24 protein-coding genes and 1 pseudogene are annotated in these 24,873 nt (G+C 61.4%); 15 read left to right on the top strand and 10 right to left on the bottom strand.

Annotated elements, in window-relative coordinates:
- The first annotated feature begins 674 nt into the window (after nt 1–674).
- The 3 genes from CXY74_RS02300 (at nt 675) to CXY74_RS02290 (ending at nt 3,066) form a co-directional block, all read left to right on the top strand.
- Complete coding sequence (locus CXY74_RS02300) at nt 675–1,073, top strand: helix-turn-helix domain-containing protein (protein ID WP_104198940.1); 399 nt, start codon at nt 675–677, stop codon at nt 1,071–1,073.
- Nucleotides 1,074–1,153: 80 nt separating this feature from the next.
- The gene (locus CXY74_RS02295; RefSeq protein WP_146070030.1) at nt 1,154–2,125 is read left to right on the top strand and encodes a DUF3039 domain-containing protein; all 972 of its coding nucleotides are present in this window, start codon (nt 1,154–1,156) and stop codon (nt 2,123–2,125) included.
- A gap of 380 nt (nt 2,126–2,505) precedes the next feature.
- Complete coding sequence (locus CXY74_RS02290; protein WP_104198938.1) at nt 2,506–3,066, top strand: recombinase family protein; 561 nt, start codon at nt 2,506–2,508, stop codon at nt 3,064–3,066.
- Nucleotides 3,067–3,091: 25 nt separating this feature from the next.
- On the opposite strand, the gene CXY74_RS02285 is transcribed toward CXY74_RS02290, so the two are convergent.
- Nucleotides 3,092–3,958 (bottom strand): DNA/RNA non-specific endonuclease, encoded by an 867-nt coding sequence (locus tag CXY74_RS02285; RefSeq protein ID WP_104198937.1) that lies wholly within the window; start codon nt 3,956–3,958, stop codon nt 3,092–3,094.
- A gap of 415 nt (nt 3,959–4,373) precedes the next feature.
- Here CXY74_RS02285 and CXY74_RS17660 point away from each other — a divergent pair, with 415 nt between their 5' ends.
- The 4 genes and pseudogenes from CXY74_RS17660 to CXY74_RS02270 form a co-directional block, all read left to right on the top strand.
- Complete coding sequence (locus CXY74_RS17660; protein ID WP_166786221.1) at nt 4,374–4,517, top strand: GPGG-motif small membrane protein; 144 nt, start codon at nt 4,374–4,376, stop codon at nt 4,515–4,517.
- A gap of 554 nt (nt 4,518–5,071) precedes the next feature.
- Nucleotides 5,072–6,187, top strand: coding sequence for an aromatic acid exporter family protein (locus CXY74_RS02280; protein WP_104198936.1), 1,116 nt, complete (start codon nt 5,072–5,074; stop codon nt 6,185–6,187).
- 161 nt (nt 6,188–6,348) lie between these two features.
- Complete coding sequence (locus tag CXY74_RS02275) at nt 6,349–6,804, top strand: SRPBCC family protein (protein WP_104198935.1); 456 nt, start codon at nt 6,349–6,351, stop codon at nt 6,802–6,804.
- Between the two features lie 110 nt (nt 6,805–6,914).
- A pseudogene (locus CXY74_RS02270) lies at nt 6,915–7,624 on the top strand (IS3 family transposase); the annotation flags it as partial.
- Between the two features lie 17 nt (nt 7,625–7,641).
- Here CXY74_RS02270 and CXY74_RS02265 read toward each other — a convergent pair.
- The 7 genes from CXY74_RS02265 to opgC form a co-directional block, all read right to left on the bottom strand.
- Nucleotides 7,642–8,031, bottom strand: coding sequence for an IS3 family transposase (locus CXY74_RS02265; RefSeq protein ID WP_104198934.1), 390 nt, complete (start codon nt 8,029–8,031; stop codon nt 7,642–7,644).
- A complete protein-coding gene (locus CXY74_RS02260) occupies nt 8,031–8,270 on the bottom strand; it encodes a hypothetical protein (protein ID WP_199183124.1) in 240 nt (79 codons plus the stop codon). The genes CXY74_RS02265 and CXY74_RS02260 overlap by 1 nt, the downstream gene beginning before the upstream one ends.
- Nucleotides 8,271–8,453: 183 nt before the next feature.
- Nucleotides 8,454–8,834 (bottom strand): ATP-binding protein, encoded by a 381-nt coding sequence (locus CXY74_RS02255; protein ID WP_233193173.1) that lies wholly within the window; start codon nt 8,832–8,834, stop codon nt 8,454–8,456.
- 40 nt (nt 8,835–8,874) lie between these two features.
- Nucleotides 8,875–9,207 (bottom strand): STAS domain-containing protein, encoded by a 333-nt coding sequence (locus tag CXY74_RS02250; protein ID WP_104198932.1) that lies wholly within the window; start codon nt 9,205–9,207, stop codon nt 8,875–8,877.
- Complete coding sequence (locus CXY74_RS02245; protein ID WP_104198931.1) at nt 9,204–11,162, bottom strand: glycosyltransferase family 2 protein; 1,959 nt, start codon at nt 11,160–11,162, stop codon at nt 9,204–9,206. The genes CXY74_RS02250 and CXY74_RS02245 overlap by 4 nt, the downstream gene beginning before the upstream one ends.
- Entirely contained in the window at nt 11,162–12,352 is a 1,191-nt protein-coding gene (locus CXY74_RS02240) for a PP2C family protein-serine/threonine phosphatase (protein WP_104198930.1), read from the bottom strand. Before CXY74_RS02240 ends, CXY74_RS02245 begins: the two co-directional genes overlap by 1 nt.
- On the bottom strand, nt 12,349–14,829 hold the full coding sequence (gene opgC / locus CXY74_RS02235) for an OpgC domain-containing protein (RefSeq protein WP_233193172.1): 2,481 nt from the start codon (nt 14,827–14,829) through the stop codon (nt 12,349–12,351). The genes CXY74_RS02240 and opgC overlap by 4 nt, the downstream gene beginning before the upstream one ends.
- Nucleotides 14,830–15,032: 203 nt before the next feature.
- Here opgC and CXY74_RS02230 point away from each other — a divergent pair, with 203 nt between their 5' ends.
- The 8 genes from CXY74_RS02230 (at nt 15,033) to CXY74_RS17240 (ending at nt 23,256) form a co-directional block, all read left to right on the top strand.
- The gene (locus tag CXY74_RS02230; protein WP_104198929.1) at nt 15,033–16,322 is read left to right on the top strand and encodes a glycoside hydrolase family 26 protein; all 1,290 of its coding nucleotides are present in this window, start codon (nt 15,033–15,035) and stop codon (nt 16,320–16,322) included.
- A gap of 191 nt (nt 16,323–16,513) precedes the next feature.
- Nucleotides 16,514–16,924, top strand: a complete 411-nt coding sequence (locus CXY74_RS02225) for an ATP-binding protein (RefSeq protein ID WP_104198928.1) — start codon at nt 16,514–16,516, stop codon at nt 16,922–16,924.
- Complete coding sequence (locus CXY74_RS02220; protein WP_104198927.1) at nt 16,921–18,213, top strand: PP2C family protein-serine/threonine phosphatase; 1,293 nt, start codon at nt 16,921–16,923, stop codon at nt 18,211–18,213. Before CXY74_RS02225 ends, CXY74_RS02220 begins: the two co-directional genes overlap by 4 nt.
- Nucleotides 18,214–18,612: 399 nt before the next feature.
- On the top strand, nt 18,613–19,746 hold the full coding sequence (locus CXY74_RS02215) for an EcsC family protein (RefSeq protein ID WP_233193171.1): 1,134 nt from the start codon (nt 18,613–18,615) through the stop codon (nt 19,744–19,746).
- A 251-nt stretch (nt 19,747–19,997) separates the two neighbouring features.
- Nucleotides 19,998–20,453, top strand: coding sequence for a hypothetical protein (locus CXY74_RS02210; protein WP_104198925.1), 456 nt, complete (start codon nt 19,998–20,000; stop codon nt 20,451–20,453).
- A gap of 484 nt (nt 20,454–20,937) precedes the next feature.
- The gene (locus CXY74_RS02205; RefSeq protein ID WP_104198924.1) at nt 20,938–21,594 is read left to right on the top strand and encodes a hypothetical protein; all 657 of its coding nucleotides are present in this window, start codon (nt 20,938–20,940) and stop codon (nt 21,592–21,594) included.
- Between the two features lie 520 nt (nt 21,595–22,114).
- Nucleotides 22,115–22,330 (top strand): hypothetical protein, encoded by a 216-nt coding sequence (locus CXY74_RS02200; RefSeq protein WP_104198923.1) that lies wholly within the window; start codon nt 22,115–22,117, stop codon nt 22,328–22,330.
- Between the two features lie 518 nt (nt 22,331–22,848).
- Entirely contained in the window at nt 22,849–23,256 is a 408-nt protein-coding gene (locus tag CXY74_RS17240) for a hypothetical protein (protein ID WP_146070028.1), read from the top strand.
- On the opposite strand, the gene CXY74_RS02190 is transcribed toward CXY74_RS17240, so the two are convergent.
- Nucleotides 23,224–23,433 carry an integrase core domain-containing protein gene (locus CXY74_RS02190; RefSeq protein ID WP_104198921.1) on the bottom strand — a complete coding sequence of 70 codons (210 nt, stop codon included), beginning with the start codon at nt 23,431–23,433 and terminating at the stop codon, nt 23,224–23,226. The genes CXY74_RS17240 and CXY74_RS02190 overlap by 33 nt on opposite strands.
- 13 nt (nt 23,434–23,446) lie before the next feature.
- Nucleotides 23,447–24,541, bottom strand: coding sequence for an IS110 family transposase (locus tag CXY74_RS02185; protein ID WP_104198920.1), 1,095 nt, complete (start codon nt 24,539–24,541; stop codon nt 23,447–23,449).
- Nucleotides 24,542–24,873 lie beyond the last annotated feature (332 nt).

Genomic DNA, 24,873 nt, shown 5'->3' with positions numbered 1-24,873 from the left:
GAGAATCTCTTCAGTCCTTATGGAAAATTTCAGAGGTGGTGTTGGATCGATAGATCCGCCCGGATCGTTGCAGGAGCCGAGAAACGATCGTTATGGAGCAGGTCGGGATGCTGATCAGGTTCCCGCAGGGTTCTGCCGGGTCAGTGTGCTCAAAACCCGTTGCCGAAATCAAACAGTATCGGGAGAGCAGAGTGCATAGCTGGGGTGTACCGAAGCCGCACTCTGTCTCTTGATGCGGCCGGCCTGCAGAACTGAGGGAGAAGGCCGCCGTTGGCGTGCCGGAAGTTGCTCTCGCGCGCGACTTCGGAATCAGCCGCGAAACTGTCTACGTCTACCTGGGCGCTGAGGCCTGAATGCGTTCCACTGCCGCGCCAGGCAGGCAATGCCGCGAGTTCCCGAATGCTGCGCGCCCTTCGGGCTACTGGCTCGCTATGCGATCGAACTTGGCGGATTCAGACTCAAGCTGAGAGACCAGGACGAGATAATCGACTCCCTGCGACGGGGGTCGGCCCGCTCCCGCTGGGATGGCTGAGTGGGACGCAAAGGATGAAATAATCTGCGTGATGTCGTGTTCGCTCGACGTTTGACACCGAGCGCTCAAGTGGTAGTGTCACCTATGACAGATAAATCATCTGTGACACTTCAGTTAGTGAGAGATGCCGTAGGTGGGCATTATGCAGACTATTCAGATTTCAGGGATCCCGGCAGATCAACTCGACGCACTTGAGCGTTTTGCGGCCACGGAAGCAGGCCCTGAACTCCGTGACGTCATTCTTAGCCTCCAGCGCTGCCTACGTGACGGCGCTGAACTTGTGATTCTTGATGAGGCAGCTGCTCTCACTCCGAACCAAGCAGCGACACGCCTCGGGATTAGCCGTACTTACTTATACAAACTCTTAGATCGAGGTGAGATTGTGTCCCATCATGTTGGACGTGATCGCCGTATTCGTATCCGCGACATCATCTTTTTTGAAACCCAGCGTCAGCGTGACAGACGCGAGCTTGCGGAACGCTTCGCCACTCAGCAGAAAACTCGTACGGGCGCCATCGACGAACTCGCCGATCTGCTCTAGAGCGATTATCCGCGGCCCGGACACCTCCGGTAGGGCAGAATGATTTTGTGCATAGTCGTCGAGCTCGTCCCACACTCCGAGTGCTGCGCGACGATTTGACTTCCGGATGGGCTTCGCCCTTTCCGCGGCGGGTGCTTGCTGATGGTCAATTAATGCAATTGCACCCACTGAGTGAGCTAGATCACCCGCTCATCCTCAAAGCAGCTGAGTCGATCGGTACCGACCCAAGCGAAGATTCGGATGAGGGTCGAATCAGGGGTAGCACCCTCCTGCATCTTCGCGAGATCAAGATTTCGCAGTGGCGTGGAGGAGTTTGGTGTGACCCCAAAACCGGTGTCAGCTGGCTCGTAGTCGCCGGACTCGCGAAGAACAACCACAAGGCCTTTGATGACTTCTACGTTGAGATTGAACGTGCCGAAGCTGCGGGCAGCACGAGCGACTGGCTACCCAGCAACGAAGATCTCCGTCTGCTGAAGCAAGAGACATCGGCAAGGCTTCTGACCGAGTGGGAATTATCGGTGCAGCGTGACATGCTCGGCACGCTCCGTACGGTAGCCGGCGGTGGTTCTGCGCGACTGGTTGTGTCCCATCCACTCGCAGCGAAGGGCATCTTGGCAGAGCTGACAATCGAAGTGACTCCTGTGCGTGACTCTGACTACGAAGCTGATGAGATTCAGCTGACGGTGGAGACCGAAGCGCAGTTCAAAGGATCAGACCTCGAATGGCAACTCACGTTGAGGGCCCTTATCTCGCTCTCGCCGCCCGAGCAGGGATGGGACAGGCTCGAGAGTGAATTCACCAATATTGCTGATCCGGGTGCCTGGCAGCGGCGTGTTCAATTACTGGAGACCATCACGGCAAGTGGGGAACTCGCACAGTCTCAACCGGGGCAGCAGGCACATTACACACACACGAAGCACCTAGCCGGGAGCACCATCGAGGGCACGGGGGTGCGCGCACTCTGCGGGGCGTTCTTCGTGCCGAGGCAGGATCACGAAAGTCTTCCATCGTGTCCCCAGTGCACAGAACAGCTCGACAAAATACCGGCATAACGATGACGCTTTCTGCACCTCGCGCCTGACACGTCAGGAAGTGGTCCCGCCCTGCAGGGGCGCCCCGTCACAGATGCGCCCCGCGGGCGCACGGGCGGCGCAGCGGGGGAGCGGTCCGAATTAGGAGTCGTGGTCCAGCTGTGTAGAGTGGCCCGCCTGTTGCTTATCGCCCTCGTTTACTGCGCGCAGATAAGGCGTTGACGCGGGCAGGTTCACCTAGCGTCAAAGGTCCCAGCAGACGTGTCCACCTGGGGTGTACCCCAACTAGGCGTCAGAAGCGTTTGTCAAAAATTGTCAGGATAGGGTCAAATTCTGATTGGTGGACACCCCTCACGACCGGGTTTTAGAGTTTAACTTGACGGAACAGGGGAAAAAGTCACATGACGGGTCAACGAGTTGGATATGTGCGAGTTAGCACTCTCGATCAGAACACCATTCGTCAGCTTGCTGGCGTCGACGTCGACCGGGTGTTCGAGGACAAGGCGTCGGGGAAGGACCAGAAAAGGCCCGAGCTGGAAGAGATGATCAAGTTCGTCCGAGATGGCGATACCGTTCTCGTGCATTCCATGGATCGTCTGGCCCGCAACTTGGATGACCTCCGTTTGATCGTGCGCCGACTCACGGCGAAGAAGGTTCGGGTTGAGTTCGTGAAAGAGCAGCTCTCTTTCACGGGCGATGACAACGCGATGGCGAACCTGCTCTTGAGCGTTATGGGGGCGTTTGCTGAGTTTGAGCGGTCTTTGATTCGGGAGCGTCAAGGCGAGGGCATTGCTCTCGCCAAGAAGCGTGGCGTCTATCGTGGTCGTACCCCGTCGCTCGACATTGCTCGCGCGGTCGAGCTGCGCGAGAAGGCTGCCGCTGGCGTGCCGAAGTCGGTGCTTGCTCGAGAGTTCGGGATCAGCCGCGAAACCGTCTATGTCTACCTTCGCGCCGGGGATTGAGCGGGCTGTAGACGATTCGGTGTGGTTAGAGGTGGATTCCTGCGGTGTCGGTCAGTTCGACCCAGCGCGTTCGAGGGTCGGTGTCTTCTCGGATCGCGGGGGCCGTGGCGGAGACGTCTGCTTCGGACAGGGCGGTCAGGTTGAGCCCGGTGAGGTCGATGATGTCGACGATGGGTACTTGGTAGGTGCGGTACGGTCCAAGCGGCGGGGGATTACCGTCGAGGAGGGATCGAGCGCGGACCGTGTCGAGGTCGATGTCTTCTAATTGTGGGCTTTGGTCGAGGACGAATCCGGCAGCGTGCAGAACAGTGGAGCCGTCCGCAGTCGTTGTCCATGCTGCGATCTTCCAGAATGCTTGCGGGATCTTCACGCCGCGGTATGTCGGATCCTGGGCTGAGAGCACGGGGGCGGTGAAGACGCTGATGCGGTTACCGTTAGTGCGTGCGTAGGTGAGGACGTGGTCCTCGAGGCCGAGCCAGAGTTGTTTCGATTGGTTAAAGGTTCCGGCTTGGGGGGCGGCGTTGGTGTAGGCGAAGGTATCGTAATTTGCTCGCCGGGCTGTTGTTGTATCGCCCCAGACCGGGTCCCGGCGCCGGACGAGGTGTCCGCGGTCGAGGTCGTTTCTGGCGTAGACGGCCTCCCCGGCCTGTTCGTAGAGCGGTATCCGCGAGTCGAGGTGCCAGTCGTCGCCTCGGTCAACGGTAACGAGGTGATCCCCATCGATGTTGACGCCGGTCGCGATTGCGAGGCGCCGCGCGGGATCGAGAAGCACGGTGAAATGTGTATACGGGAGTTCACGAATCAGGGTTCCGGCGAGAGGAGCCGGGAATGGCAGAGGGATCTGGAGGAAATCGGCGTTGTATCCAGTAGGAGAAAATGATGCGGCGTCCATGGTGATAGTCAAGCAGTCAGAGCCGACAGATGGGGTTTTCGAATTTATATGGCGGCGTTAAGGGGGAGGTTCCTGTTCGCTGGTGTTTTTTGCTGGCAATAGACGCGAGTGCCCGAACGTGCTGACACCAATCGGGAAGTCGCCTTTAGCGCATGGCTCGACGACAAAACTCAACAACCCAAGGCGGAACAAAAAGTCTCTCGACATCAATAGGGGCATTCCCTCGGGGGTCGTGACCGTGCTTGGGTTCTCTTGGTTGTTTCGCATAGCCGCGAACACATGATGACGGCGTCTCACCTCCACGACATTCTGGATAAAACACAGTGGTCAGAGACCGAGCAGGGGGTACGTTCAACAGATCGAAAACCGCCATGGGTGTACGGCCCGTCGGCGCTGAATGAAATGGAGCAGCACCATGGCAACAATTCTCTGGATCATTGCGGTAATCCTCGTTATTGCAGGCATTTTCGCGCTATTTCGACGCCAAATTCTCTGGGGTATTGTGCTCATCGTTGTGGGGCTGTTGGTTGGTCCAGGTGGCGTGAGCCTTTTCACTTGAGACTGCGGATCGAGTAGCTGTTTCGGGGCGTGGCGGAGCTCCGGAACGGTTTCGGCGTGAAGGATCCACTGACGCTCTTCGTTGTCTGAGGGCTGCATGACGATATGGGCAATGTCTGCCGTTAGCGCGTGGTGGCGTTGCGTGAGCCGTTTCGCGGATGCTCGAGCTATCAGCTCCGGAGTGGTCCCCGGCGCCGGACGTGTGCGTGCGAGAGTGACCGCCAGTTTGTCGCCGTCAAAGCGACGAAAATCCTGTCGGGTTGCCTCGGGCGCGCTGACCAGCAGTCCGTGGATCTGATTGATGCTCGCGGTGCGTGCCTTGTTGGCTGAGGCGCGTTCCGCGAGCAAGATCCGCATTGATTCGATATCGCCGGCGCGTTGTCGGACACGGCGTGAACGGAGGTGGACATCCTTTTCGAAAATTCTGAGCTCCGGACCGGCTACTGCGGGAGTGGTTTTCTTGTCGGATGTTTCCCAGCGCCTCGCCAGCATTCGCGCTTAACCTGCGGGGCGAGCGGATTTCAACTCTCCGTTGCCGCGGAAGAGACGTAGACGATGCCGAGAACGATTTTCCCGTGGAACCCGTCACGGCTGGCGCTGGTCCGTCGTCTTCAACCTCCGCGATTCCTCCAGGTCACCAAGATTGCTGTTGCTGTGGCGATTGCCTGGACGCTGTCCCCTTTTCTCCCTGGGGACGCTCAGGAATTGCGGTACTACGCGCCGCTGGGCGCACTTTTGAGCATGCACCCCACACTTATGCATTCGCTCCGCAGCGCTTTACAAACCCTCGCCGGGCTGGCCGTCGGAATCGCCCTCGCTGGGGCCGTGCTCCTCCTGAGCGAGCCCAGCGTGTGGACGATTTCGCTGGTCATCGGCCTCGGCTCTCTTATCGGAGGAATGCGATGGCTTGGTGTCGGCGGCGAACAAGTACCCCTGACTGCTCTTTTCGTTCTCATCATCGGCGGCCCGGAAGCCGATGATTACTCGGCCGGTTATCTCACCCAAGTGGGTCTGGGAATAGTGGTGGGACTTTTGGTCAACCTGCTAATTTTGCCGCCTCTTGCTATCGGCACGGCTGTCGAGCGGTTGACTAGTTTTCGAGGCACCCTCGCCACGCACCTCAGCGATATCGGCGTGGCCTTGGTCGAGAGTTGGCCTCCGGAGCGTGAACTCTGGGCGACCAGAGGCAACGCACTTACCGACGCGGCCCGAGATGTCAGGTCAGCTGTGCAATACGCCGACGAGAGTCGTAAGGGTAACCCTCGCGCTCGGTTTAACCGCAGAAATCTTGTTGTCGATTATGAGGACCTCGCGGCTCTGGAGAACGTCACTTTTCACGTGCGCAACCTGACTGAGGTTTTTGCGGGCATGATCTGGGGTAAACCGATTCCTCTTGTGCTGCCGCCCGAGCTGCGGCCGGTTCTGAGCGATGCCCTGCACGCGGTCGCGGATACTTTGCGTGCCACGGACGACGGCCCGCGTGATAGCGCACCCTTTGATGCTGCCGTAGTGGCAGTCGAGGCGATTCTGCGCGGCATGCAAGAGTTGGGTGCCGGGGCGACATCGCTCAGCCCCACGGCCGCGATCGTTATCGATCTGAAGCGCATTTTGGTCGCGCTTCGCCCTGGCACCGAGAGAGATTCTGAAGAGTCTCCCTCGCCCGTCGTTTAGCCCGTCCCATTGCTTGTTCACGCTGCTGAGGTTTCGTGCACAGGTACTTTCTTGTTCCTGCGAGTTTTTCCTTACCCGGGTTGACCTTGGATTTGCCTTCGGTACGGTGAAGGGGGCTGCAGAAACTATTTCATCCGTTGAATTTGCATTAGGAGGTCACCATGCCCAACGCCATCGAGACTGTCGACGTCAACGTTCCCGTTACCGTCGCTTACAACCAGTGGACTAAATTCGAGGAGTTTCCAAAGTTTTTGAGTTTTATTGAATCCGTCACTCAAGTAACGGACACTCTCACCGAGTGGACGGTTAAAATCGGCGGCGTGGAGCGCACGTTTGAGGCTCGGATAACTGAGCAGCACCCCGATGAGCGTGTTGCCTGGAACAGCACCGGCGGCCAAGTCGACCACGCGGGCGTTGTCACGTTTCATAAGTTGGCTGCGAACGAGACGCGTGTGACGGTTCAGCTTGATTGGGAGGCAACAGGGCTGCTTGAGAAGGCGGGGGCTGCTCTCGGTATCGACGACCACGCTATCAAGAAAGACCTCGCGGACTTTAAGGAGTTCATCGAGGCGAAAGGAACCGACGATGTCGGATGGCGCGGAAATGTGCAAGCCTGACGCCGCTGGAAGACCAACCTACGACTCGTGATGGTCCGCACTGAGCTGCCGCGGATATCTCGGACAGTGTGCCCTCTTAAAATGAGGGTTCACTGAAAGTAGAGATCAGCATGACCGCAGCGCGTAGGCGTTTCACCCAAGATTTCAAAGACGAGCTGTGCCGCGAGGTGATCACAACCTCCAAACCGATCAAGGACGTCGCCACCGCCTACGGCGTCGGGCCCGAGACTCTCCGGAACTGGCTCAACAAATACCGCGAGGCCAACGGTGGCACCGAAGCGGACTTGACCGTGTCGGAACGAGCCCGTCTGAAGGAACTCGAGCGGGAAGTTCACGAGCTGCGGGCAGAGACCGCATTCTTGAAAAAAGCCAGCGCTTACTTCGCGCGGGAGCAGCGGTAGTGAGCAAGTACGAGTACATCGACTCCCAAAAATCTGAGCCCTCCAACCGGAATTCGGTGGTGAAAATGTGTCTCTGGCTGACCGTCTCCACGTCCGGTTTCTACCACTGGGCAATTCGGCCGCAGTCCGCGACTGCGGCCCGCCGAGAGGCCCTAATCTCCCGCATTCAACACTTCTCCGAGGAGTCCGACGGCACCTACGGATACCGCCGAATCCACGCCGACCTTGCCGCGGAGAAGACCGAGTGCTCGCCCGAGCTGGTGCGGCAGCTTATGCGCCAGATCGGCCTCGTGGCCTGCCAACCACGGCCTTTCCGCATCACGACTGAAGCCGATGCCGAGGCGGCCGCGAACATGCCCGACCTCGTCAAACGCGACTTCGCCGCCGTCCGCCCCGGAGTGAAATTCGTCGGCGACATCTAATGCCGACGTCGGCATTAGATGTCGCCGACCCAGACCTGGTTCAGCGCACCGGCGTCCCACTTCCGTTTCACCGCGTCCACCGGGTAGGCGTCAGCGTGATCGATGATGGTGGTCGTCTTCCATTTCTTCGGGCAGATCCCCGCCAAACCCAGCCGTCTCATGGTCGCCGAGACGGTTTTGCGGGAGATGATCTCCCCGTCCGCGCGGAGGTCGGTAAGGATTCTCGGCGCCCCGTAGACCTCGTCGGAATCGCCGTGGAAGAAGGCGACTTTCTGCTCGATGTGCACCCGCCGGATCGCCGCCGACGAGGGCGGTCGGCCGATCCAGGCGTAGTAGCCAGACCGGGAGACTGCGAGGAGGCGGACCATGCGGGTGATGGTGAAGTTGGTCTTCTCCGTCAGCATCAGTTCGAACGCTTGCCGTTCGTATCCGATGCTTCCTGGGCGAAGAAGATGGACGCTTTTTTCAGAAACGCCCTGTCCATCTTCAGGTCCGCGTTCTCTTTCCGTAGCCGCAGCAACTCGGCCCGTTCAGACTCCGTGACCTCGGTCTGCCCGGTCTCGTTGCGGCCCTTGAACGCGGTCACCCAGCGGCCGAGCGTGGTCTCGTACTCAGGAGTGAACTCCCGACGTGATCTTGCCATAGTGAACATTCTCTCTTGTGAGGTGTCCACTCAATGGGGTCAAGGCCAGCACGAGGCTGCAGGCCACTAAGGCTTTTCGGGTAGTGCCAAGCGATGCAGTTCGCTTAGTCGACCACTGGTAGCCACAACGGTGCATCATCCGTCATTCCATCCGGTTCAACGCCTGGCCGCCATCGGCGTCTGTTATCCGACGGAAGCCGAACGGCTGCGTTTCTTGGAAATGCTCCAGAGGTTTCGGTCGCCGATTCTCGTGTAGTGCAGGTCGTCGACGAGAGCTTGTATGAATGCGATCCCCCGACCAGATTCGGCAAGAACGTCCTCCGGCATGCCGCCGGCCGCCAATTTGATGCCCCCGATTTCCGAACTGTCACTCAACTGAGCGTGGATTTGTTCGTCTTCGACGCTCAGCGTAAGGGTGCAGGTAACGCCCGACCCGTTGTTGGCATGCTGGATCACATTGGATCCCAGCTCGATCAGGGCCGTCAGGACTTTCATCCGGTCCAGGTCGTCGAGATCGGGGTGCTGGCTTAACTGCGCCTCGACGAAGTCGTGCACATCGTTCACGTCGTTCGGGGGCGAGCTCAGCTTGAGGACGCCAACAGAGTCATTCACCGTAGGCTTCCTCGGTGGAGTTGTAGCTCTTGAGCACCCGGTCGAGGTTGGATAGCTGCAGCACCATAGTGACCTGGGCAGTGGGCTGGGCGATGCGCAGATCGCCGCCAGCCTGCCGGGCACTCTTCAGGCAGCCGATCAGCGCGCCCAGGCCCGAAGAGTCCACGAAGTCGATGCCGCTGAAGTCGACCACGATCCGCGTGCGGCCGGTACTGAGCGCCTCGCTCACGGTCTCGCGCAGCGCGGACGCTGACACCATGTTCAGCCGGCCCGCGCCTCGAATGGCGGCGATGGTGTCGCCGATCGGTGAGGTCTCGAATTTCATTCTGTGCTACTTTCCTGGGGATTGTGCCCGGTGTACCGGGCCGCGGTGACGAGAATGCCGAGCACGACGAGGTCGTAGACGGCCCAAAATATGTTCACGGCGGTGCCGATCGGTTCGGCACCGCTCACGAACAGACGCACACAACCGATCAGGATCGCTACGACGAGCATGGCCGAAACCACGATCTGCGTCTTAATCAGGTGCCACTGTGGGCCGGTCGAGACCGGCCGGGTCTTGGGGGTGACGGCGAAGCCAAGTGGGATGCGCAACACGACGTTGTTGAAAGCGGTACGGCAGGCTTCGATCCAGACCGGGAACAACGCGAGGCTGTACTGTTGGCCCCGCCAGGTGGGGATGCCGCGGGCGGCGACCAGGAACAGGAGCTGGTTGGCGACCATGAACGGGATGAAGCGGATGAAGAAGTCGAACGCGTTCGTAGACACAGGTAAGATGCCAAAGACCAGGAAAACGATCGGCGCCGCGAAGTACACGATCGCTGCGAAGCCGCTCAGGTAGCTCCACATGGTGGCGAAATACATCAGCCTCTGTGGCCAAGCTAGCCGGCGCTGTAGCAGCGGGTTCTCCCGCAGCAGTACTTGCATGGTGCCCTGCGCCCAGCGCAGCCGCTGGGTCAGCATGGTGCCCACATCTTCCGGGGCCAGGCCGTCGGCAAGTGTCTCGTGGTGGTAGACGCTCTTCCAGCCCAGGCCGTGCAGCCGCATCGAGGTGGCCATGTCCTCGGTGACCGAGATGGTGGCCAGCGGCATGACCGGCTGGGCTTCGTCGGCGCGGTCGATGTCGATGGCCCGGAGCACCGCCTGCACGGTTTCCAGGGCGTTCAGGGGTGACAGCTCGCGGGTGGCGAGCGCCGCGACGGTGGTCTCCATGTCGAGGAAATGATCCATGCTGGATCCCCCGTCGCCGCTGGCGACGGCGGCGAGCTCCCGGATCTCGGCCAGGTCGCTCTGCAGCCCGGCGAGGTCGCCGGCCACGATCGACGAGGCGGCGGCATCCACCTGGCGTTGCAGGTCGTAGGTGATCTCGGCGTAATGGTCGCCGCGCTTGAGCCGCGACCGGGCGTGCGCGATCGCGTCGGAGACGGCGCTGAGAGCCTCCTGCACGGCCGGCTGCCCGGCGGCGTCGGAGGTGCGTGCCCGGCGCAGCACTCGGGCGGCCGTGCGCAGCGTGGCCCAGATGGACCCGTCCAGCTCCTCCACGTACCCGGTGATGCCCAGCTGCATGAGAGCGTCCCGGCGCAGGACCGCGTTCGACCCGCAGAAGAACGCCGCGTTCCAGCCATCCTTGCCCTGCTGGATAGGACCGTAGAACAACGGCGCCTGGCTGCCGAGCGGGTCGGTCAGCGGCACGTTGGTGAACACCTGCGGCGTCTGCACGAGGGCGACCCGGTCGTCGGTGAAATAGCCCAGGGTGTTGTCGAGGATCTGCGGCCGGGGGATCTGGTCGGCGTCCAGGATCAGGATGTATTCGCCGGCCGTCTGCATGAGCGCATTGTTGACGTTCCCGGCTTTCGCGTGCCGGGGCTGGTCGTCCCACTCGGCGCCGCGGGTGATGTAGCCGATGCCGGCCGCCTCGGCCGCGGCGCGCATCTCGGGGCGCGAGCCGTCGTCGAGGACCCAGGTGTTGTGCGGATGGCGGATGGCCTTCGCGGCCAGTGCGGTGTCCATCACCATCTCGATCGGTTCGTTGTACGAGGTGATCAACACGTCCACCGTGGCACCCTCCGCGGGCGGCGGCGGCAGCGGGCGGGTGCGCGAGCGCCACATGGTCAGGCCGAACAGGCACACGTCGATGAGGCTGTAGGTTTCGGCGAGCACCAGGGCGAGGGCGATCCACCACGCGTCGAAGTTGAGGGAGAACAACCAGCGCCAGGCGACGTAGTTGATCCCCAGGGCGAGCGTGAGCACGATCACGATTCGCAACAACAGCATCTGCATCAGCGTCTCCCCTTCCTGCGCACAGCGATTACAACCACGTCATCGGAGTCTTCCGCGTACTCGGCCATCATTGTCAAAACAGACACCGCTTCAGCGGCGGTCTTGGTGTATCGGACGATGTCGGCCACCTCCTCGAGCGAAGCGAGGCTGCCATCGAACAGGTCGAGCACGCCGTCGCTGAAGCTGATCAGGGTGTCGCCCTCCTCGAGCCACACGGTGTGCCGCTGCCAATCGGGTTCTAGGCCGGTACCCAGCGGCAAGTTCGCATGGGCTAGCTGTTCGCTCCGCCCGTCAGCGCGCACGACCAAGGTCAGACCGTGGCCGGCATAGACGTAACGCAGCCGCCCATCGGCCTGACGGCGCTGCGCATGGAAAAGGGTGACAAACGAATCGGTGTCCTCGAGGTCGAGCTCGAGCAGTCGGGCCGCGCGACGCACCGTGGCGGCCACGCCCGAATTGCCCGCGGAGGTGTGGATGACCGCGCGCACGGTGGCTGCGACAAGTGCTGCCCCGACGCCCTTACCCATTACATCCGCCAGGGTCAGGCCGAGGCTACCTGGCACGGAATACCAGTCGAAGAAATCACCGTCCACCGCGCGCGCGGGTGTGGAGGTGCCGACTACTTCGTATCCGGGCAGTTTCACCGATGCTTTCGGCTGCAACGCGTGCTGCACCTCAGCGGCCCTGGTCGTCTCCTTCTGGCTGGCCAATTCTTCCTCGAGCCAGGCCGCGATGCGGCGTACCTGGGTGCGCTCGGTCTCACCGAACGGACGCGTTCGGGTGCTCGACATGGCGAAGGCGCCGATCGCCTCCCCGCCGGGAGCGTGCAGGGGAATGCCCACGTACAGGCGGACGCCGTTGGGGTCGTCGACGATCGAGTTGCGGGCGAACCGGGGGTCGGTGCTGGCATCGTCGACCACGAGCAACGTGCGGGTCGCGATGGCCGCTTCGGTGAAGCTCCCGGAGAACTCCGGCCGGGCCAGGTCACCGCCGAACTGCGCCTTGACCACCAGGGTGTCCCGGCCGGCCAGCACGATCGCGGCCCGGTCCATCCGGAAGAAGCCGGCCGCCATCGCCATCACCCGGTCGAACATGGTTTCCGGTTCGTTGGCCAGCAGGCCGAGCGAGCCCAGCACTGCCTGCCGGCGGTCGCCGGCGGTCGTCACGTTAGCCTCGGCGCCGGTGGTCATCGTGGCACCACCCGGAACAGGAATTTGGTCTTCACCATTACCCAGTGCAGGCCGAGGATGACGACGTACACGGCGGTGTTCAGCCACACGTTCCCGGTGGCCAGGGCGGGGATGTTCGAGGCGATCAGCGCGAAGAACACGTGCACGATGAACACGTACAGGGTGGCCTGGCCGAGCGGGATGAAGAACCAACCCAGCGCCGCATTAAGCGGCCGCCAGAACGCGGTCAGCACGGCGAAGCCGGTGACCACGAGTATCAGTACGTTGAGGAGTCGGCCTATTTCTAAATAGGTGCGTTCAAAGAAGGCGCGGTACAGAAGCCGGAACGTGTTGTCGGGCACCAGGGCCAGGCGCACATCCCAGGCGCTGGACAGGTACGGGTTGTTCCAGGAGAACAGCATCAGGGCCACGCAGGCCAGGATCACTATGCCGAGCACAACCGTGCCGGCCCGGGTGCGGAACCAGGCGATGACCTCGCGGCGGTGGTACCCCGCGACCATGCCGGTGACGAAGAGCACCTGCCAGACCAGTAGGGGGAAGGAGTCCTCGAACTGCGACGGCAACAGGCGCCAGTGCGTTAGGGCGCCTACGGCATACATGCCCCAACTACCCGCCAGGACGCCGACCGCCCAGCGACGCGACAGGGCCCAAAAGATCAGCGGCGACAGGGCCAGCAGGATCACGTAGAGACCCATGACGTTGAACTGCCAGGGCCCCAGGCGCAGCAGGGCCAAGTCGACGAAGATCTGCGGGTTGGCCGGATAGGCCAGCAGCTGGTCGACATTCGTGTAGAGGTCGTAGACCCGGCCGGTGGCGGAGCTTCCCCCGGCGCCGACGCCCTGGTCGGTGTAGGTGGTGACGGCGGTGCCGTTCACGAACGGCAGCACGCCCAGGAGGAAGACCAACAGGATCACCGCCAGCGCGGTGCGGTACAGCTTCCAGGCCCGCTCGCCGGTTCGGATGATCACCTCGCCGAGCTTGCCGGCCTCCAGCCGGGGCCGGTAGACCATGCCGAGCACCACGCCCGAGAGCAGCACGAACAGTTCGGCGCCGGAGACCATGCCCACCGCCTCCTGGGTGCCAGTTTGGAACAGCGACACCAGGCCGACGTGGTTGACCACGACGAAGACGATGGCGATGCCCCGGAACATGTCGATGCGCAGGTCCCGGTTCCGCTCCTCCCGGTACAGCACCGTGACCCGGTTGCGCGCCAGGCGGGCCCAGGCGAACAGCCCGGCCGTGGCCGCCAGGACGCCGCCCACAACAAGCCAGGCTGGCCATCCGGCCAGGGTCAACCCGGCGGTCGCGGTGGCCCGCAGGGGTGGTGTACCCGCAGGTTCGAGCACTGGCGCGAGCACCAGGCTGCTGGCGGCAAGGTCGTCCGCGACGGCGGCGAGCGTCGGCCCTCCCAGGGTGACGCTCCAGTCGATCGAGACCTCCCCCACGACAGATCTGGTCGAAGTGGTGTCCCGCCACAGGACGACGCCGAGGTTGTCGTACTCGCCGTCCGTAGATGCGGCGAAGACTTGACGCCACCACGCCTGCTTGACCGCCAACTCTGTCGCACCTGCGGCGGACTCGCTGAAGAATGCTGCCGTCTCCAACAGCATCGGAGTCTTCGTGGCCTCTGAGTAGCGCGCATAGAAGTCGTCGTCGGACGCCACTGCACTGATCGGACCAAGCTGGTCAGCCAACTCCCCCTCTGCGGGTACGACGTTCACGGCCTCGCCGCCGCCGGTGTCGTCGTGGTAGAGGGAGAGCCCCACCCAGTCCGCTACGTTCGGCCCGGGATAGTACGGAGAGTAAGCGTCGTCGGCGCCGTCGACCACTCCGCTTTTGTCGGTGTCGAGTTCCCTGAGCAAGTCGGTGTCCGCCGCGCGCGCGGCGGTGAACGGATAGTCCTCACCAGCAGCGGGCGACCACACCACCACGGCGTTGCTGAGTCGGGCGTGCACGGCGTCGGCCACGATGGTGAAAGCCTGCCGATACGCCGAGGGCTGTTGCCCCCACGCCGTCCAGGAACTGTTCATATCAGGGGCGAAGCGTAAGTAAGCGGGCTGGTCCTGGTCGCCCAGCACGTCAACCAGGTCGTCAACCACGGCCTTGGCGACGCTGGCGTCCACATCCGCCAGCGCCACCGTGGGCGTGAGGGTGATCAGGGCCAATGCTCCCTGACTTTGCACCTGGTCCACGAACTGTTCGAGGTAGAGCTTGCTCGTTTCCGGTAAGGGCACGGCGGCGTCGTGTTCAAACACCGCGCTTGGCGATCCCAGCCGGTCCGCCTGGTCCTTGGCACTATCGGCGGACCAGTCGAGGATGGAACCGAAGTATGCTCCGGAGTCCGGTGTCAGCACGTCAGCGGCATCGCCGCCGCCATTCGTTTCGCCTTGTACGGCAGCAGCCGGGAGTACGGCCGGCCCCATCAGCAGCGCAAGAGCAAGGGCGGCTAGTGCCAGGCTGACAGAACGGCGGGACACTCCTCGCACGCTGGTACCTTCCTGGGTCCCCCCGCTGCGCCGGCATGAGGTACATGCACACCGTGACTTTTCTCATATTAGTGGCCGGGGGACCCCGCGAATTCCGCTGGCCCCACGATGCCCTATTCTTACGACACAAGAGATTTTCACTGCGGCATTGTGTCGTGGTACCCGAGTGAATCTCCCCCTTACCGGGAGCTTCCATGCGCGCATACCGTCACATCCGATCTGCGCTCGCGGGTTTGGTCGTGTTACTGACCGTCCTGGCCGGATCCGCCGGCCTTAGCGACGCTCCCAGCGCCGCGGCCGCGTCCAGTACGGCCACTGTCTCGTTGAGCTCGAACACCGGACCGGTCGGCTCCGCATTCACCGTCAACGGACGTGGATTCGCCAAGAACACGGCGGGCACGGTGACCATGGGCACCACCAGCCTTGTCATGAAGACTTGGGCAAACGGAAGCTTCAGTGCCGACCTCACGGTTCCCGACACGACAGCGAGCATCCTGCCGGTCACCGCCCTGATCGGGGGGGTCACGGCCAGCGCCTCTTTCACCGTCACTTTCGCCGCTGTCTCCACCGCCGCGGACCCGGCCGACGCCACCGTCATCCAGCAGGCCGCGACGACGAGCGCCCCGATCAGCACGTCGAAGCTCCGCTTTGGGGTCGCCACCCCGGGTGGCGCCCTAGCGAACTCCGAACTCGACGCGGTCGCGGCGTTGGTGAACGAGAGCCCCTCGATCGTGATGTCGTACAAGGACTTTAACCAGTCCGTGTCGATCGCCGAGCTCGACTCCGTTCGGGCGCGCGGCGCCACGAGCCTGATCACCTGGGAGCCCTGGGGCTGGGGCGGCGGAATCAGCCAGCCGGCTTACTCCTCGGACAACATCACCGCTGGCGCCTACGACGCGTACCTCACCAAGTGGGGCCAGGCCCTGGCCACCTGGGGAAAGCCGGTGATGCTGCGCTACGGCCACGAGATGAACGGCAACTGGTACCCCTGGGCGGACGGCGTGAACGGCAATACCACGGGCGACTACGCCGCGGCCTGGCGCCACGTGCACGACGTCGTCGCCGCCACCGGAGCCACGAACGTCTCCTGGGTCTGGAGCCCGAACATCCCGTACACCGGTTCCACACCTCTGGCCGGCCTGTACCCCGGCGCCGCGTACGTCGACGTCGTTGCACTGGACGGTTACAACTGGGGCACCTCGGCCACCTGGAGCACCTGGCAAACACCAGCGACCCTCTTCGACGCCGGGCTCGCTCAGCTGCGCACCCTCGCGCCGGGAAAGCCGATCATCATCGCCGAAACCGCGTCGGCCGAGTCCGGCGGATCCAAGGCCGAGTGGAACACTGCCCTAGTGACCTACCTGGCGAAGCAGACCGACGTGACCGGCTTCGTCTGGTTCCACTTCCTCAAAGAAACCGACTGGCGCATCAACAGTTCAACGACGTCCACGACCGCCCTCAACAAGGCATTGGCTGCTCGTTAGGGCTATGTTATGGCGGTCACCCCGCGCCTGTTTGCGAACAGATGTTGATAAGAGCCAGTCTAAGAAAAGGTAAAAAATGTTCGCGAGCGAAATAATCGGAATTGATAACGCGGTTATTCGCGGGCTTGGCAAGCTAAACATGGTGTCATCGTCTCAGTTGGGCGACACCGTTATCGGACTAATCGACGACAATGTCTGAGTGCACGATCGACTTCCGCACCCCTCCCGATGAAGTCGGCGTCGTGCATTCCGCTCTCGAGACGCTATGGGCGCAGGAAGGCGACGTTGACGAGACGGACCGGATGATGTTCGAGACAGCGCTCGTTGAAATCGTCTCCAACGTCATCCAGCACGGCACGTCCGCAACCACGATCATTTGTAACCTTAGACTTTCAGCGAATGAAGCCGCGCTGAAGGCTGTTCTCGAAGATACTGCGTCTCCTGCACGAATCGACTTGAGTCCGCGGGACATGCCTGACGAGTTCGCGGAGACCGGCCGCGGTCTGGCGCTCATCCAGGCACTCGTCGACGACTTTGACTACCACCGAATACAAGATCGCAACATCTGGACTATTACCAAGCTGCGCCACGCTGCACCGTGACCGGTCAATTACATAACAAGCGCCTCACGATCCGTGCGCTGTCGATTTCGGCGGTGGTGTTGGATGGGTTTCCGCCGCTGGTGAAACAGCTTCCGGTTCTACTGCTATTTACAGTCGCCGTTGTGATCTCACTCATCGTGCCTACTGCCAACATCACCAGCGTTCCTGCCCTGATCGCAGCCGCCGTGCTGCTGGCCGTCGCGACCGGCCTTGCCGGGATCCTACCTCGGGTGGACCCGACAGGGCGGGTGATAGTCATGATCCCGGCGATTGATTTTCTCGTCATCGGAGTTTTACGCTTCGCGACAGGTGAGAGCACATCGATTTTCGCATCGCTCGCAATCCTGCCAGCCGTTTGGATCGCCGCTTCACCCGGCCGCCGTCACATCGCTTACGCGTTTGTCGGCGTGTTGGGTGGGTTGCTCGTACCCTTCTTTCTCGGGTCTACGCTCGAAGACAACCCGAACGAGATCGCGCGTGGCCTGTTCTCCGCTTGCGCGTTCACCCTGGCGGCCGCCGTGGTCAACGATCTCGGCCGTCTCGCTCGCAGGAATATTAGCGATCTTCAGGCCAAGGAACACGCAACACTTATGGAACTGCAGCGAGCTTCTGTGGTGCAGCAGGCGCTCCTACCTACAGGCGGCATGGATGCGGTGGGATACGACTCTGCAGGTATGTGCCTTCCTTCCAAAACGATCAGCGGCGATTTTTTCGACTGGTACAAAGCCAGTAATGGCATCGCGATCACATTGGGAGACGTGATGGGCAAGGGTGTGGGAGCCGGCATCATCGCCGCGACAGTGCGTGCCGTCGTTCGAAGTGCGCGCAATCATGACGACCTCGCCACCGCGCTTGATCGCGCATCCGACGCCCTCGCATCTGACTTAGCGGACGCGTCGACATTCGCGACGATGTTCCACGCGCGACTCGACGATCGCACCGGAGCTGTCCGCTACATTGATGCGGGCCACGGCCTGACTATCCACGTCAGCGCCCAAGGGTCGTGGAGTCGACTCGCGTCCGATAACCTTCCCATCGGACTTTCTTCCGGCGAGGCGTGGACTATCGGCCATCTGCAACTGGAACCCGGCGACACACTTGTCAGTTGCAGCGACGGCATCCTTGATCTCTATGACGGGACCGTCGAATCGCTTCGGCACATTGCAGATATTGTCGACTCCTCCGTGGATGCCGCCGATGTCATTTTCCGAATTCGCGCGGTCATCACCGGCTCCGACTTGACCGATGATGACATCACCGTCGTCGCCCTTCGCCGCCTCGCCCTATAGCACCGCAACCGACGAAGACCTGCTGTCCCCTCGAGCAGCTGAGCACCTGCTGGACTCCGACCCCTCGGCCATAACACCGCCTGCCCCTATACCGCGGCATACCTCCCCGTAATGGCCTTGACCCCGGAGAGTGGACACGGGTTAAGCGGCGAGTTGGATCTCTGCGGCCTGTGACGAGTATTGCATCTCGAAGTCCACTGGTGTGACGTGCCCGATCGAGGAGCGCCGGCGGCGGCGGTTGTAGCGGTCCTCGCTCTCATCCGCGAGCGTCCCAAGATTGCTGTCGACGAGCTCGCGGACATCAGCCCACCGGCTATATGCGAGTAAGCGGACAACGTTAACTCACGCACCGGCTTGAAGCACCCGCTGCCGGTCGGCGTTGGTCGCTATTCTTGCGTAATGGGAGATCCTTCGGACTACGAGCTCGCGGCGTGGCGTGACATCCAACGATTCAAGGGGCGGCCCCTATCCCGAGCGATGAAAAGCGCCGGCGAGCAAGTGATAATCGGCGCAGCGGGACTCGGCGATTGTGCCACGAAGTACTTGGAGAACCATCCACGGGCCAAGTCTGCCGTTTCGCGGGGGCAAGGAATCAGTGCGAACGTCACACACGCAATCGGCACTCGGGCCCGCGAAGCCGCCGCGGCCCTCCCTGACGGCGTGGCCGATTGGAGCGGCGCCGCTTTTGGGTCGACGCGGCGCGTTGTGGGACGGATTTCGCGGGTGGGCCTTTCCTCCAAACGCGTGGTGTCGATCCATAAGAAGCGCGGACACGACGTTGCATCGCTCTTCGATCTGCGTCATCTCGACCTCCAACAGATTGACGCAGTCGGTGGACGAGGAGCATCTTGGTACTATCCGCTCTCCGCCGCACTCTCGGGGATGGGTGCAGGGCTTGTGATCTCCGGAGGTGAACTCGTCGCCGCCACCTCCGCTGGCGCCGCGGCAGCTCCGTCGGGGGCAGCAATCGTCGGCGCTTTCGCTGGCGACGCAGCAGTCGTTTTCGGACTCGCCTCACGCTCAGTGGGCCATGTTTCGTTGCTCTATGGCTACGATCCTGACCAGCCTGCCGAGAAGCTCTTCGTGATGTCTGTCGTGAATGCTGGGACGGCGATGTCAACAACCGCAAAGACCGCCGCGATGGCCGACATCTCGCGGCTCACGCAAGCACTAATCCGCGGCAAAACATGGGCGATCCTGGACAAGTCAATTGTCGCCAGGGTCTCCGGGGAGTTCGCGAAGAAGTTCAGCTTTCGTCTCACCAAGCAAGGGCTCGGAAAGGTCGTACCCGCAGTCGGAATCCTTGTTGGCGGTACCTTCAATTGGACCACTTTGGAAGCGATCATTGATGCGGCCGACGTTGCGTACAAGCGGCGCTTTCTGCTTGAGAAGTACCCTTATCTTGCTGCCGAGGAAGTTGCCGGATCAACAACGGATGACAACTTAGACAGCCCCGACGATTCCGACGATTCCGACGAGGCGATCAGCGTACTCGACGAACTCAACGAGGCGGGTGGCCCGGACCTCCATTGAACGCGGAGCAGTTCACGCGGAGGCCGCGCTCGTCACCGGCCCGGGACCGTTCCCAGCGGCCTGCCCACGGGCTCTGGATGAGTTCGCCGCGTCCTGAGCGCCCGGCTGGATGATGATTGTTGACCAGATCGCTTTTGCGAGGCTGTCGCGGCTGACTGCGCCGCTCCGCACGTACGTCTTCTGAGATTGACAACTAGCCTATAGATAGTTCTATACACGTGTTATAGAATGGTCTATAGGAGGTGGTTTGAATGACCACGATTAGTTACCGCCCTGAGGTTCAGAAGGCGCGGACGTTGCGCCAGCGGCTTGACCTTGACCGTCTCGATTACCTTCGGGAGTTGCGTCGCTTGGCTGCGATCATGAGCCAGACGGAGCTTGCGTCGCAGTTGGGGGTGAAGCAGCCGACGATTCATTCTGCGTTGCGGACGGCGGCAAAGGTGGTGGAGCTGGTACCGGGGTTTTCTGGTGCGTCTCCGTATGAGATTGCGCAGCGGTATGCCACGGGGGAGTTGACTCGGGCCCAGATCGTTGATGAGTTGGGCCGATGGGTCTACCCGTCGGAGGCGCCGACAGATGGTTTTGATTCGCTCTTGGTGTCTGCTTCTGGGTCATTTGACGAGGTGGGGCGTGCACTGAGTGAGGGGCTCATTGACGGTGCGATTTATGATGCGATCTTGGATCGTGCTGCGGATCCCCCTCAGTAGTGGCTGTTGATAGGGGCGCGATTGACGCCCATCGGGCGATTGTGCGCGCGCTGGCCAGGCCGGGTCAGGCGCTCGCGCCGGATGGTCCTCATGCCACGGTGCGTAATCCTGAGTGGTTTCGTTATGTGGGCGGTCGCGCTATTCCGAGGGGTGGTCGGGCGGAGCTTCATGATCGGCCTAACGTCACTAACGTCATGGCCGGGTACAACTAGCCCAGTTGCGCCCGTACCGCGAGCTGAACCTTCTACGGGACGCGACGACTTGCGTTTCTCGTACCTTTGGTGGCCCGACCAGTCTCGTTATCGGCAACGCAACGACTCGAGACCAGAGGGACGGAGGGGATATTGCGCCGAGTGTGATCCTCTGCATTTCCCTAAGCCGTCGGGATAGCCCCGCCGCGATGGCTTGGGGCGACCCGCAAGGGAGAGCTCTATCCCGACAGATCGTCATCGGGCTGACCTTGATTACTCGATAGGGTGCGGAGATGGCATTGCATCCGATTGGCCTCGTCCCGCACGTCATCGCTGAGCTGCCATCTCTCCAGGGTGGATCGATGACCGTGGGTGACTACCTGCCTCGTGGGCACGTTTCATATGCGCGTGTGATGAATCCCCTGCACGACGATAACGGTCAGCCCCTCGCCTGGTGGACCTTTGCTGCGGAGCAGTCCGAGGTGGACGCAACTACGAAGTGGACCGACCTCAACAACGGCGCGCGGGAAGTAAATCGCACAATTGGGACCATCGAACCCGTCGTGGCCGCAACGCTCGCGCGGCTTCTCCGAGCGCACACGTCCGCACCCACCGAGTGTTTCTTCCTCGTCTGGGAAGGGTACGCCGGGATGCGCGATGACCTACGAGACACGGCAAGCATTAAGATCCTGCCCGGTCGTAAAGTACTCATTCTCGCCGGCGACCTCGCCGATGGCGGGGAGCCCTTCGACGGGATGGCCGGCGGCAGAAGTGCTCAGTGGTGGATGCCCGCGGATGGTGTGTGGGCAGTCGGTAACGACCTCTACGGCGCGAGCGTCTATGTCTCAGGAACCGAAGAGCTGATCACCGCCATTCTCGCCGCCGACGACATCGAGGCATACCGTGCGACAGCATCGATGCAGATCGTCGCCGAAGAGTGGGCCTCTTAGCTCCCTGCGATCGCTGGCTCTGGGTCCGTTCCCGATAGGGGAACCCCTTGCGGGACGCTAAGAGTCCGTCGGCGGGCACAAGTTTCTTCGTTCGTGCCACTGAACCGTTTGACACATGTCCGATTCACTGCGATGTTGTAGGAAGGTTCTTAGTGCCGCAACGATGGGGGAATTCAAAATGTCGACTACAACATGGTCACGCTCAAATGTGAGACCTCGACTCAATAATCGGGCGCGTCCCGATTTATCCCTCGTCCTTGCTTGTGCCTCCCTTGCGATGCTTCTCACGGGGTGCAGTACTACGACTGCCGGCGACACGAATTCGCCTGGGAAACCGCTTCAACTTCGGCTCGTGATTTCTTCCGTTGACGCTCCATGCACAGCGCCGGTCCTGACCTCAGACGATGCGGCCCCCGCGTGCGATCAGGCAGGAACCACCTCATACGAATTGGCACAAGTCCTGGGTGAGATCACACCAGATTCCGTAACACTTTCCGACGATCAGGGATCGACAAACGCCGTGACCCTTGATCTCAATGACACAGATGCCGAAACACTCAGCGCGGCTTCCAGCAAGGCACTGAACAAGAACCTGGCGATGGTCCTCGACGGACGCGTCCTCTCAGCACCGCTCGTGAAGGACCCGCTCACCAGCAGTCCGCTGACACTTATGTTCGCGACCGCAACCGAGGCAAAGAAAGCCGCTGCAGACCTTAGTGCTGCGACAACTCCTTGATCCCACCCAACACGACCTTCGACCCCGGGATCCGATAGCAGGCCATTTACTACTTCTACCGTCGTGGACGTATAGACATCAACTCGTGCGCGCGGCCGGCGGGTTGACCAGCCCGCAAAGGGAACGTCTTGCGGGCGCACAATGAAGAGATCGAACACTGACGCGAAGACTCGCCTGATTTCGCCAGGCCCTCCGCCAAGCGTCGAAGGCTTTTGGAAGACACCGCGTCCTTCGCGACACGGTGCTCTCGCTGCTGCGGAGAGGCTACAAATCTGTGTTCGGCTGCACCTGGGTGAGACCTGATCGACGTCCAAATGACAGCCCTGACAGCATGGTCGCCCCGCGTGTGGAACGTCACATGTGCGGGGGCGCCCCTGCGGCTCGCCAGGCTGAGCGGAGGATCGCGATGGTGTCGTCGAGGGAAACGTGGGGCATTTGCCTCATCGTTGCGGTATTTGTCGGCCGTCACGCAGCAAAGAATACTGACGGTACGAAAATCCTGGACATACAGTATCCACATGATGAAGACTGGAGATCAGAGCTCTGAGAACCCCTCGTCCAACGCGAAAGCACTGGTCGCGGCCGACGATGCGCGGCGCCACAGCCAGACCCTTACGCGTGGGGTCCTCGTCGTAGGCATCGTCTTCGTTGCCGGTTCAACAATGCTCTGGCCGCAAGGACTGTTCGGGCTTGGAAGCCACCCAGTCGGGCTTTCCGTTTTCTTAATCGTCTCTGGCGCTCTCCTGCTAATCCTTGGATGCTTCGTCATTGCACGATCCGTTCGCAAGCTCAAGCGACTCCAGAACAATTACAGCTCAGTCGGCAAACCAGACGCAGGGTTCGTGCGTGCACCTGATGCCGGACTGGCCTTGACCCCGGAGAGTGGACACGGGTTAAGCGGCGAGTTGGATCTTTGCGGCCTGTGACGAGTATTGCAGCTCGAAGTCCACAGGCGTGACGTGCCCGATCGAGGAGTGGCGACGGCGACGGTTGTAGCGGTCCTCGATCCACGCCGCGACGTCTCGAATCGCCCGGTCCCGGGTGGGCCAGATCCGTCGGTAGTAGAACTCCGTTTTCAGTGTTGCGAAGAAGCTCTCAGCCATGGCGTTGATGCCCCTATGGTGTCAAATCGACCAGTGTTCGGTGTTTGGGCTGGTCAGGGATAGTTTTGATGATGGTGAATATTTCGCGGGCGATGTAGCGTTTCAGGCAGCGGATGACATCTCGTTTGCTTTTGCCTTTCTCGGTACGGTTTTTCAGGTATTCCTGGGTGCGTGGGTCCCATCGAAGTCGGGTGAGCACGATGCGATAGAGGGCGGCGTTGGCTTGTCGGTTGCCGCCCCGGTTGAGTCGACGTTTCGTTGTTTGCCCGGATGAGAACTCGACCGGGCTCACCCCGCACAGGGCCGCGAAGGATGCCTCGTTCGTCATCCGTTCCGGGTTGTCACCGACAGCGATGATCAGCGCTGCAGCACTGTCGTAGCCGATACCGGATCGTTGGCGGAGTTCTGGTACGCAGGCCGTGACTGTCTGCGTCATGACTGTTTTCAGGCGGGTGAGTTCGTCGGTGAGGTAGCTGATCCGGTGGGCAAGTTCTGCCATCAGCATCCGCTCGACACTGGTGGGCAGTATGACCGCACAAGCCCGGGTGAGAGCTTTCGTGGTCAGCCCTCGTAGCTCGTCTCGCAGACCGGGTTCAGCGCCCACGACGAGTCCTTTGAGTTGGTTGATCGCGGTCGTGCGTGCTTTCACCGCTGAGGACTTCACTAACCGCATCTGGCGAAGGTTCTCGCTTCCTCCGATACCGTCCTTCGGGGTCGATAACGAGCGACCCGCGAGCACTGCTCGTCCGGCAGCTTCGGCATCGACTGCGTCTGTTTTCCCCGCTTTTCGCCGTAACGCACGATCGGGTTGGTTGACCTCGAAGACCAGCACATGTTGTGTGTGGAGGTATTTCATCAACGCTGAACCGTATGAGCCGGTGCACTCGATTCCCGCCGCGCTCACCTCACCGAAACGGTAAGCCCACAACAAGAGAGCCTGATAGCCGGCACTGGTGGTTGCGAAACTGTGGGTTGCTAGAAGCACCCCAGCCATCGTGAGGACGGCTCCGACGTGAACATCTTTATGCGTATCGACGCCGAGGATTACTCCTTCGCCGTGGAATACCCCATGAGGTTTGCGAGGGCGCTTTAAAACGGGGGCGGGCATTTAGTTGGCCTTTCATTCGCTGTTCTATCGAAGGCGGTTCCGCGAAGAAAGTCAGTCAGGACTGTGACGATACACACGGGCAGGGAACACCCGGGGCAAGGCCCCTATTGGGACATGGCTTAGCAGGCGGAACCCTGCTCCAGACTGGGCCGAGGTCGACAGATCAACACAAGGACACGCCACGGTTGAGCGGCGGTCAATCCCAACACGGGTCAAGCCGCGACCAAGCCTGCTGAGCTGATCGTGTCACAATCCCAGCAAATTCCGGTGTATCCCATCGACCGGGTGATGCCATTCGCGGCCGCGAATGCGGTGATCTGAGCCGAAGCGTA

The sequence above is a fragment of the Cryobacterium sp. Y29 genome, assembly GCF_002929825.1.
Lineage (GTDB): Bacteria > Actinomycetota > Actinomycetes > Actinomycetales > Microbacteriaceae > Cryobacterium.
This window is presented reverse-complemented; position numbering and strand designations above follow the sequence as displayed.